This is a genomic window from Paractinoplanes rishiriensis (genome assembly GCF_016862375.1).
Taxonomy (GTDB): Bacteria; Actinomycetota; Actinomycetes; order Mycobacteriales; family Micromonosporaceae; genus Actinoplanes; species Actinoplanes rishiriensis.
Genome location: NZ_BOMV01000034.1, coordinates 59,606 through 70,284, shown reverse-complemented (window position 1 = coordinate 70,284; position 10,679 = coordinate 59,606). Strand labels below are relative to the sequence as shown.

Sequence of the window (10,679 nt, the reverse complement as noted above, 5' to 3'; positions counted from 1 at the left end):
TCCGCGGGCCCCTGACCGCCGCCCTTCGGAAGTGCTGGTGTCTAGCGGGGGCCCGCCGTCGCGTAGGCGGCGGAGCCGATCAGCTCGAGGGAGACCTGGAGCCGCTCCAGGCTGATGTTCTTGGCGATGGTGTCCTCGGGGCTGTGGTACGGCGGCTCGAGCAGGGCCGGCGACTCCTCGCCGCGCCACGAGAAGTTGGCCGCCGCGATGCCCACCTCCTGGAAGGACTGGTGGTCGCTGGCACCGCGCAGGGTGACCGGCGAGATCTGCGGCTGGTAGCCGAGGCGGATCGCGGCCGCCGTGACGCCGTCGGTGGCCGCGTTGGGCTGGCCGGTGAACGACAGCAGCCAGTAGCGGGTCGCCGGGTCCCAGCTGGTGGCCACCATGTCGTTCTGGTAGACGCAGACGATCCGGTCGCGCTCGGCCTGCGGCAGCTGCGCCACGTAGTAGCGGGAGCCGATCAGGCCCTGCTCCTCCGAGCCCCACAGCGCGAAGCGGAGGGTGGCGTCGGTGGGCAGCTTGCGCAGTACGCGGGCCACCTCCATGGTCAGCACGGTGCCGGAGCCGTCGTCGTTGGCGCCGGGCGCGCCGATCACCGAGTCGTAGTGCGCGCTCACCATGACCACCGGGCGGGCCGGGTCGACCGGGCCTCGGCGGCGTGCCTCGGCGAGCACGTTGTGCGAGGTCAGGCCGCGGTGCGCGCGGGTCGAGATGCTCAGGATGAGCCGGCGCTGGGCGAGCAGCGCGCGCAGCCGGTGCTTCTGCGCCTGGGCCACGCCGACCACCGGGATGGCGACCGGGTTGGCCTCCGAGGCCGGCAGCGTCGGGCTGAACGCCGAGGCCCGGCGCGGCTCGACCAGGTCGGCCGGCAGGAACACGACGCCGGCCGCGCCCTGGGCGACCGCGGTGGCGACCAGCTGCTCGCGGGTCGTCGCCACGTAGTCGATCAGCACGATCTTGCCGGTCACACCGGACGCCGGGTAGTTTTCCGGCGCGCCCGCGCCGACGTCCACCACGTCGCCGCGGACCCGGGTGTCCAGGGCCGCGTGCGGCGAGGCGCCGGCCTGCCAGCAGAGGTCGTCCGGCAGCCCGAACGGCGCGTCCAGCTGGGCCAGGAACTTGTCGGCCACCGCGAACGGCTGGAGCTCCACCTCGTAGCCGAGGTCGTCGAGCACACCGGCGATGTAGTGCGCCGCGGTGCGCTCGGAGCGGGTGCCGCCGATGCGTGGGCCGATGTCCTGGGAGAGCACCTTGAGATGCTTGAGCGCCCGCTCCGCGGAAACCCGCTTCGCCACCAGGCGGTCGCTGTCGGTCAGGGTGGGCAGGTTGACAGCTCCGGGACGCAGGTCGTCCGCCGCCCAGGCCGGGGCCGGCAGGGCCACCGTCGCCGCGCCACCCAGAGCTATGGTCAGCATTCTGCGCCGACTGAGCGAGCCGTTCGAGGCACGCGAATCCATTGGTTTCCTCCTTGTGCATTCCCCGCCCGGCCGATCCGGCTACGTAGACGGGTGTCGATCACATCGCAAGAAACCTAGGACACCGTTCGTCCATCTTCAATAGACACAGTGTCACGGAGGCGCGCGGCGCTGCCCGGAAAAGTTCACCCGGGCAGCGCTGCGGCCATCGCCTTGCGGAGGGTTATCCGCCGGTCACGGTGCCGGTCAGCACCGGCAGGCCGGACTCGTCGATCGCGTGCAGCTCGACCAGTTCGTCCGGTTCGGTGCGGTCGTCGGTGACGGTCGGGATGGTGAACGGGTTGGTGGTCTCGCCCGGCGCGAAACCGAGGTACGGCACCAGCCAGGTCGCGGACAGCGGCCGCTCCGGGTCGGCGCTCTGCCACGCGTTCTGCTCGAACCAGGCGCGGTCCACGTCCAGGGTCGACAGCTCGACGCCGGACGCCGGCGCCCGCGGCTCGGTGACCACGAAGTACACCGTCTCGGTCGGCGCCGAAAGGGTGACCTCCCAGGTCAGCTGGGCGCCCTCGGCCACCCGTACGGACGTCGCGGCCACCGACACACCCGGCCGCGGGTCGTCGTTGACCACGTCGAGACCGCCCACGTAGTCGCCGACCACGAAGCCGCTCTCGGCCTTGGCCGTCAGCTGCTGTCCCTCGCCCTCGCCGTAGATGGTGTCGCCGGTGACCTCGACCGGGACCTCGATGGTGCGCTGGCCCGGCCGCACGGTGGCCACCCACGACCGGGTCACCCACGAGACGTTGTCGGTCAGGAACAGCCGCAGCGTGCCGCCGCCGCTCCCGGTGACCGACACCGGCACCTCGTAGGTCGCGCTCCCGGTGTCGCCCTCGACCGGCTGGACCTTGCCGATGTCCAGCCGCGGCAACGCCACCGGCGCGGGGTCGGGCGTGCCCGGCGACCAGCCCCAGGCGTCGAGCACCCAGGCCCGGCCGGATCCGCTGCGCGGCACGAACTCGACCGCGGCCACCCGCCCGGGCGCACCGGTCAGCGGCACCCGCACCTCCTGGCCCCAGTACGAGGTGGTCCACTCGGTGCCCGGCAGCCCGTCGATGCGCACGTCGCCGAGTGCGGCCCGCCGGCCGTCGGCGCCGACCACGGTCACGCCGAATCGGGTGCCGGTCGTGTTCGGCGGCACGATGACCCGCAGCGCCAGCTCGCGGCTGCCGGCCACGGAGACCGGGCGGGCCGGTGCGAGCCGGATCGGGCGGCCGGCCGCCGACCAGCTGAGCTCGGCGGCGTACCGGCCGGGCTCGGGCACGATCGGGTACATCTGGGCGAAGTGCGCCAGCCGCGAGTTCATGTCCTGCGGGTCGATGCAGGACTTCGCGGCGTCGTCGGTGATCTGCTCGCAGATCCGGGCTCCGGCGGACACCTTCGTCGACGGGCCGGGCGCGAGCACCGGGGTGCGGTTACCGCCGAGTGCGTGGCTGAGCACCCGGGCCGGGCCGGCCGACGGGGCCCGCACGCCGCTGCCGTCGAACAGCGGCCGGATCCGGTCGTCGCCACCGACGAACAGCCGGGCCGCGGCGGCGATGTAGGTGGCGCCGGCGGTCTGCTGCTGGGCCGCGGTCAGCCGGGTCGGGGTGCCCGGCGAGCAGACCGGGTCGGGTTCGGTGGAGCCGAAGTCGTCCCAGGAGGGCGCCACCGACTGGCCCGGCGTCCACTCGGTGTTGAAGAAGTTGTGGTTGGCGCCGACGAAGTACAGCGCGCTGTGCAGCGCCCGGCCCCGGCTCACCCCGCGGGTCTCGTCCACGAACAGCTGGCCCTGCAGGTCGAACACGTCGCCGTCGCAGCCGGGCAGGATGGTCGCCGACGGCACGTCCGGCACCGGGTTCTGGCCGAAGATGGTCGGCCCGATCAGCAGCATGCCGCGGATGGTCCAGCGGACCGGGCCGCGGTAGCCGTCCCGGTCGGCCGGCGGCGGGGTGAGGCTGTCCATCGCGGCGCGGCTGACGCCCTCGCCGCCGCGCGAGTGGCCCATCAGGAAGACCTTGGACAGGTCGGCCCGGGGCGCGGACCGGGCGATCCCCGGCGCGCCGGCCCGGCCGGCTCCGGCCCACTCCGCCCACTTGGCCAGGTGCAGCCGCACCAGCGACGACCGCGCCTGGGCGCCGCCGTCCTCGACCGCGTAGTCCTGGCCGTTGATGCCGTTCGCCGAGATCGACACGGTCACGTACCCCTGCGAGGCCAGCAACTGCTGCGCCTGGATGTAGCCCCGGTGGCTCGGCAGCGGGTCGGTGCCGGCCGGGCAGGGCCACTCCTGCGGAACCTCCTCGTCCATCCCGCGATAGCAGAGCAGGTGCCGGCCGTGCAGGAACAGCGCGAGCGGGCGAGCGCCGGGTGCGCCCCGCGGCGCCACCACGACGCCGCGCATCTCGACCGGGACTCCGAAGTCCGGGAGCTTGACGCCGGGCAGGTCGTATTCGCCGGTGACCGTCCGGTAGGGGCCCGGTTTGCCGGGGTCGGCGCCATGCGCCGGCTGCGGTGCCGGCGGGGTGGGCACCGCCTGCTTCCGGGAGGTGGTACGCGGCGGCTCCGCCCGGTCGAGCCGCTTGCCGCCGGCCCGCACCTCGAGGTCGCCGAGGTTGTCGAGCCCCGCGGTGCTGGCCAGGTCGAGGCTGAAGGTGCGGCTGTCCGGGTGCGGCTTGGCCCGGCCCAGCCGCCGGTCGCCCGACCAGAACTCCACGGCGGCGTCGGCGAGCGGCACCGGCTTGCCGGACGTCCAGGTCAGCCGCCCGTCCACGACGGACCAGCCGGCGACCGGCGCCCCGTCCGGCCCGGGCGGTGCGGCCGGGGCGGGCCCGGCCGCACCCACCACCAGGGCCATGGCGAGCACGGCCGACGTCAGTAGTCTGCGCATGCAGCTCTGTCTATCCGACCCGTGCAACGACATCGATATTGCTCTAAACAGGACGGCCGGGGGTCAGCCGTCCAGCCGTGCCGCCAGTTCGTCCACCTTGGCGGACAGTTCGGCGATGTCCTGCATGATCTGCGAGAACGCGCCGTCCGGCGGCAGTGGGTCGCCGCCGCGGGTGGTGCCGACCATGGTGGCGAACCAGACGTCGCCGGTCAGGTCGGTCAGGTTGCGCTGGTAGCTGGAGCCGGGCGTCTGGGTGCCGTTGATCCGGTAGTCCAGCAGCACCTCCTTGGCGATCTCGGCCAGCTTGGCCTCGATCGCCTTCTGGGTCTGCGTCGCGATCGTGTTGGTTATCCAGGCCTTGTCGGCCGCGGTGAGTGCCACCGGGATGTCCTCCAGGTGCCAGGAAGCCGTGCTGGCTTCGAGGTTCGTGTCGTACGAGGCGGAGAAGTGCGCGTGCCCGGTGTGTGGCGAGGCACCGGTGTAGGACTTCTGCACCCAGCCGGACGAGGCGGACCAGATGCGCTTGTTGTAGATGACGTAGCGCAGCCGCCGCTCGCTGCCGTTGCGGCACCGGTTGATCAGGAACTGGACGACCTTCTCCATGGTCAGGTCGCTCTCGTTGAGGTCCTTGTCGACATCGATCGCATGGACCTCGTTGACGCGGTCGGCGTCGTGAATCGGCACGGCGCCGGTCTCGTCCGGGTTGTGGTCGGAGACCCGGTTCCGGTGCGCGGGATCGCCGATGCTGCCGTCGGTGGTTTTGTCGCGGCGCGGTGCGATCCGGTTGAACTCGGCGAACAACGCCTTCAAGCAGGGGATCAGGACCCAGTCGGCCATCGGGGACCTTCCCTTCCACTCAGGTGGAGAGATCGACAGCTGTTTATACGTTCTCCCGACCGTGTCCGGTTCAGTACGGTCTGTTCCGCCGTCAAGCGGCGGAGCCGACAACGTACTGGCGGGTTCTTGTGCTTGCACTCACCGAAACCCGGCCCGACCTGCGAATCTGTCGCAGGATGGCACGGTGATCGGATGCTTGCCACCCTGGATCCTCGACGAGTTGACCACCGTCCCGCCCCACCGGGTCTTTGCCGGTGTGGACGAATTGCACGCCGGGCTCCGCCGGATCGCCGAACGGTACCCCGACATCAGCACGCTGCGCAGGTGCGGCAGTTCCCGGCAGGGCGACCCGCTCTGGTGCCTCACCGTCGACGCACCCGGGCCGGCCCGGCCGGAGGCGCTGGTGTTCGGGCTGCCGCACCCGAACGAGCCGATCGGCGGGCTCACCGCGCTGCACCTGGCCGAGCGGCTGTGCGCCGATCCCGGGCTGCGCGACCGGCTCGGGCACCGGTGGCGGATCGTGGACTGCGCCGACCCGGACGGCCTGCGGCTCAACGAGGGCTGGCTGCGCGGGCCGTTCACCCGGGCGCACTACGCCCGGCACTTCTACCGGCCGGCCGGCGCCGACCAGGTGGAGTGGACGTTCCCGATCAACCACGAGGACGCGTACTTCGACGACGCGATCCCGGAGACGCAGGCGCTGATGCGGCTGATCGACGAGCACCGGCCGGCACTGGTGGCCTCGCTGCACAACAGTGAACTGGGCGGCGCGTACTACTGGCTGAGCCGGCCCGAGCCGGTGCTGCACCCGGTGCTCCAGGCGGTGCCCGAACATCTGGGCATCCCGCTGGACCGGGGTGAGCCGGAGGCGCCCGACCTGGTCCGGCTGGCCGACGCGATCTACGAGGCGACCGCGTTCCCGGAGGTCTATCAACGGATCACCGAACGCGGTGGCCGGTGGACCTTCGGCGGCGGCAGCACCACCTGGTACGCCGGCCGGTGGGGTGCGCTCATGCTGGTCAGCGAGCTGCCCTACTGGTACGACCCACGGGCCGCGGACACCTCGCCGGCCGGGATCGGCTACCACGAGGCGCTGGCCGCGAACGCGCACGCGATGGGCGACGCGGCCGAGTTGCTCGGGCGTACGCTCGCCGCGGTGGAGCCGGATCTGGCTGCTCCGGCCGCGCCGTTCTGGCGGGCCGCCCGCTTCTACGCCGGGGTGCTCGCCGAGGCCGCCACCACCCGGCTGGCCCGCAGCGCCGAGTCCGCGTCGCAGCGACCGGCCACCGTCGCCGAGGCGAACTCGCTGGCGCTCAACGTGCACGAGTGGCGACTGCGCTACGGCGGCGTGCTGCTGCGCGCGCTGCGCGGCGAGGCCGCGGTCGGCAACGTGCGGGCGTCGGTGCGCGGCGCGCTGTCCGAGGTCGAGCGGCGGTACGGGGCCTGGCTCGACGAGGACGCCCGCACCGCTCAGTTGGAGCCGATCGAGATCCGCCGCCTGGTCGCGGTCCAGTACGCCGCCACCGTGGCCGCCGCCGCCCACCTGGCCGGAACGCTGGACATGTGACCTGTCCCGCTCCGGCTTGCCGGGGCGGTACCGTGAGGGTTAGGTGAGCCTAACCTTTGCCGTTGGAGCTGGTCACAGATGATTTCTCGCGTTCGCCGGCTGCTGCCGGTAGCCCTTCTCGGCGTAGCCCTCACGACCGCCGCCTGCACCACCACCGGTACTGGGGACACCGGCTCGACCGCGCCGTCGGCCGGCGCCTCGGCGCAGTTCCCGGTCACCATCCCCACCGCGTTCGGCGACGTCACCGTCGACCGGCAGCCCACCCGGGTGGTCGCCCTCGGCTGGAGCGACGCCGACGTGGCCCTCTCGCTCGGCGTGCAGCCGGTCGGTGCGGCCGACTGGCTGGCGCTCGGCGGCGACGGACAGGGCCCGTGGAACGCCGGCCGGTACACGACGCCGCCGGAGCTGCTCGGCACCCTCGAGCTCGACATGGAGAAGGTGGCGGCGCTTAAGCCCGACCTGATCCTGGACACCCGGTCCAGCGGCGACAAGGCCCGCCACGACCAGCTGGCCAAGCTCGGCGTGCCGGTGGTCGGCATCCCGAAGGGCGCCGAGCAGTACCTGACCACCTGGGAGCAGCAGCTCGACATGGCCGGCAAGGCGCTCGGCAAGCAGGCCGAGGCGGCCAGGCTCAAGTCCGACCTGGACGCCAAGTTCGCCGCCGCGGCCGCCGCCAACCCGGCGTTCCAGGGCAAGACCGTGGCCGCCGCGGTGCGCACCGGCGACGGCTGGGGTGCCTACGTCACCGGCGACGGCCGGGTCGACTTCCTCACCAAGCTCGGCTTCACTCCGGCGCCGGCGATCGAGGCCAAGAAGACCAACTCGTTCTACATCCAGCTCTCCCAGGAACAGCTCGACCTGCTGGACGCCGACCTCACGGTGGTCTTCCTGATCCAGGCGACGCTGGACACCGTCAAGAACGACAAGCTGTTCCAGGCGGTGCCGTCGGTGCAGGCCGGGCACGTCGCGTACATGGACGACGCCGACATCTCGGCGGCGTTCTCCAGCAGTTCGGTCGGCGGCCTGTCCTACGCGGTCGACAAGGTCACGCCGCTGCTCGCCGCGGCGCTCGGCTGACGGTGCCAAGCGCCCGCCACCATCGGGCCGCCGCGCTCACCACCGGACTGGTGGTGATCGCGGCGGCCCTGGCGTGCGCGGCCGTGCTCAGCCTGGTGGTCGGCTCCCGGGCCGTACCGTTCGGCACGGTGCTGGAGGCGCTGGCCAATCCGGGCGGGACGACCCGCGACGAGCTGATCGTCAGCGAGGTACGCCTCCCGCGCACCCTCATCGGCCTGTTCGCCGGCGCGGCCCTCGGCCTGGCCGGCACCGTGGTGCAGGGCGTCACCCGCAACCCGCTCGCCGACCCGGGCATCCTCGGGGTCAACTTCGGTGCCTCGCTGTTCGTCGTCGTCGCGATCAGCGTCTTCGGGATCACCAGCCTGACCGGATACGTGTGGTTCGGCTTCCTGGGCGCGGCCGCGGCCTCCGCGCTGGTGTACGCGGTCGGCTCGATCGGACGCGGCGGGGCCACCCCGATCAAGCTGGCCCTGGCCGGCGCGGCGGTCTCGGCGGCGCTCAGCTCGTTCACCACCGCGATGCTGATGCTCGACGTGCGGGCGTACGACCAGTTCCGGTTCTGGCAGGTCGGCTCGCTGGCCGGGCGCGGCATGGACGTCGTGGTGCAGGCGGTGCCGTTCCTGCTCACCGGCGTGCTGCTGGCGCTGCTGTCGGCCCGTGCGCTGAACGCCCTGGCGCTCGGTGACGACGTGGCCGTGTCGTTCGGGCAGAACGTCACCGCGGCCCGGCTGCTGGCCGCCACCGCGATCGTGCTGCTGTGCGGCACCGCCACCGCGATGGCCGGCCCGATCGCGTTCGTCGGCCTGGTGATCCCGCACCTGGCCCGCACGGTCACCGGGCCGGACCACCGCTGGCTGCTGCCCTACGCGATGCTGCTGGCACCGCTGCTGCTGCTCATCGCCGACGTGCTTGGCCGGGTCCTGGCGCGGCCCGGCGAGGTGCAGGTCGGCATCGTGACCGCGGTGATCGGCGCGCCGGTCTTCGTGGCGCTGGCCCGCCGGCGCCGGCTGGCGGAACTGTGACCGCGGGGATCGTCACCGCGGCCCGCCGCCGGGAATCGGCGCGCGGCCGGGTGGTGACGCTGGCGTTGTCCGTCGCGCTCATCGCGATGGTCGCGCTGACTCTGTCGTACGGCGAATTCCAGATCTCCCTGCCGGACGTGGTCCGGTCGTTGCTCGGGTTGCCGGCCCCGGCCGGGGTGGAGTACGTCATGCACTCGCTGCGGCTGCCCCGGGCGCTCACCGGCGTGCTGGTGGGCCTCGCGTTCGGGCTGGCCGGCGCGGTCTTCCAGCAGCTCACGGGCAACGTGCTGGCCAGTCCCGACGTGATCGGCCCGAGCCAGGGCGCGAGCGCCGCCGCGGTGCTGGCCGGCCTGGTCGCGGGCGGGCCGTCGGTGCCGGTGGCCGCGCTGCTCGGCGCCCTGCTCACGGCGACCGCCGTCTACCTGCTGTCCTGGCGGTCCGGGGTGAGCGGCTACCGGCTCGTGCTGGTCGGCATCGGGGTCGGCACCGGTCTGTCCAGCGTCACCTCGTTCCTGCTGACCCGCTCGGACATCCGGGTGGCGGCGGACGCGCTGATCTGGCTGACCGGGAGCATCAACGGCCGCACCTGGGAGCAGGTGATCCCGCTGGCCGCCGCGGTGGTGGTGCTGCTGCCCGCGGCACTGGTCCTCGGCCGCGCGCTGACCAGCCTGCAACTCGGCGACGACCTGGCCCGCGGCCTCGGCCAGCGGGTGCAGCTGAGCCGGCTCGCCCTGCTCGCGGTCGCGGTCGGCCTGGTCGGCGCGGCCACCGCGGCGGCCGGCCCGGTCGCGTTCGTGGCCTTCCTGTCCGGGCCGATCGCGGTGCGGCTGGTCCGCGGCGGCCGGCCGGTGCTGCTCCAGGCCGCCCTGGTCGGCGCGCTCGTGGTGCTGGTCGCCGACTTCATCGGCGCGCACCTGGTCGGGCCCACCCCGTTCCCGGTCGGCGTCGTCACCGGCGCGATCGGCGCGCCCTACCTGCTGTGGCTGCTGGCCAAGTCGAACCGTACCGGCCGAGGAGGTTGACCGTGTTCGCCCCGTCCGCTCTCGAGGCGCGAAGCCTGTCGCTGGGGTACGGCGACCGCCGCGTCGTGCACGACCTCAGCCTCACCGTGCCGCCCGGCAAGGTCACCGTGGTGGTGGGACCGAACGCCTGCGGGAAGTCCACCTTCCTGCGCGGCCTGGCCCGGCTGCTCTCCCCCGCGTCCGGCGCCGTGCTGCTCGACGGCCGGTCGATCCAGGATCTGCCCAGCCGCGAGGTGGCGCTGCGCCTGGGCATCCTGCCGCAGGGCCCGGTGGCGCCGGACGGCATCACGGTGACCGACCTGGTCAGCCGCGGCCGGCACCCGCACCAGGGCTGGTTCCGCCGGTGGACCGCCGACGACGACGCCGCGGTGACCGCCGCGCTCACCGCCACCGGCACCCTCGACCTGGCGACGCGGGCGGTCGACGAGCTGTCCGGCGGCCAGCGCCAGCGGGTGTGGATCGCCATGGCGCTGGCCCAGCGGACCGGCATCCTGCTGCTCGACGAGCCCACCACCTATCTGGACGTGAGCCACCAGGTCGAGGTCCTCGACCTGCTCACCGACCTGAACGAGACCGAGGGCGCGACCGTGGTGATGGTGCTGCACGAGCTGAACCTGGCCTGCCGCTACGCCGACCACCTGATCGTGATGCGGGCCGGCCAGGTGGCGGCGGCCGGCCTGCCCGCCGAGGTGCTCACCGAGCAGGTGGTCGGCGACGTGTTCGACATGCGCTGCCGGGTGGTGCCGGACCCGGTCTCGGGCACCCCGATGATCGTCCCGATCGGCCGGCACCGTACCGGCTCACCGGCCTGACTCATCG

8 protein-coding genes are annotated in these 10,679 nt (G+C 73.0%); 5 read left to right on the top strand and 3 right to left on the bottom strand.

Features of this window, described 5'->3' with window-relative positions; genetic code table 11:
• Window positions 1–41: 41 nt before the first annotated feature.
• The 3 genes from Ari01nite_RS15305 to Ari01nite_RS15295 all read right to left on the bottom strand — a co-directional run bounded on the left by Ari01nite_RS15305 (window position 42) and on the right by Ari01nite_RS15295 (window position 5,172).
• Window positions 42–1,457: a M28 family peptidase gene (locus tag Ari01nite_RS15305; RefSeq protein ID WP_203781898.1), complete on the bottom strand. Its 1,416-nt coding sequence runs from the start codon at window positions 1,455–1,457 to the stop codon at window positions 42–44.
• A 181-nt stretch (window positions 1,458–1,638) separates the two neighbouring features.
• Complete coding sequence (locus Ari01nite_RS15300) at window positions 1,639–4,335, bottom strand: hypothetical protein (protein WP_203781897.1); 2,697 nt, start codon at window positions 4,333–4,335, stop codon at window positions 1,639–1,641.
• 63 nt (window positions 4,336–4,398) lie between these two features.
• Complete coding sequence (locus tag Ari01nite_RS15295; protein WP_203782006.1) at window positions 4,399–5,172, bottom strand: hypothetical protein; 774 nt, start codon at window positions 5,170–5,172, stop codon at window positions 4,399–4,401.
• Between the two features lie 196 nt (window positions 5,173–5,368).
• Between Ari01nite_RS15295 and Ari01nite_RS15290 the strand changes: the two genes are divergently transcribed.
• From Ari01nite_RS15290 to Ari01nite_RS15270, 5 genes are all read left to right on the top strand, one after another.
• Complete coding sequence (locus tag Ari01nite_RS15290) at window positions 5,369–6,739, top strand: M14 family zinc carboxypeptidase (RefSeq protein ID WP_239162776.1); 1,371 nt, start codon at window positions 5,369–5,371, stop codon at window positions 6,737–6,739.
• A gap of 78 nt (window positions 6,740–6,817) precedes the next feature.
• On the top strand, window positions 6,818–7,816 hold the full coding sequence (locus Ari01nite_RS15285; RefSeq protein WP_203781895.1) for an ABC transporter substrate-binding protein: 999 nt from the start codon (window positions 6,818–6,820) through the stop codon (window positions 7,814–7,816).
• Between the two features lie 2 nt (window positions 7,817–7,818).
• The gene (locus Ari01nite_RS15280; protein WP_239162775.1) at window positions 7,819–8,838 is read left to right on the top strand and encodes a FecCD family ABC transporter permease; all 1,020 of its coding nucleotides are present in this window, start codon (window positions 7,819–7,821) and stop codon (window positions 8,836–8,838) included.
• Entirely contained in the window at window positions 8,835–9,860 is a 1,026-nt protein-coding gene (locus Ari01nite_RS15275) for a FecCD family ABC transporter permease (RefSeq protein WP_203781894.1), read from the top strand. Before Ari01nite_RS15280 ends, Ari01nite_RS15275 begins: the two co-directional genes overlap by 4 nt.
• A 2-nt stretch (window positions 9,861–9,862) precedes the next feature.
• Window positions 9,863–10,672 carry an ABC transporter ATP-binding protein gene (locus tag Ari01nite_RS15270; RefSeq protein WP_203781893.1) on the top strand — a complete coding sequence of 270 codons (810 nt, stop codon included), beginning with the start codon at window positions 9,863–9,865 and terminating at the stop codon, window positions 10,670–10,672.
• The last annotated feature ends 7 nt before the right edge of the window (window positions 10,673–10,679 follow it).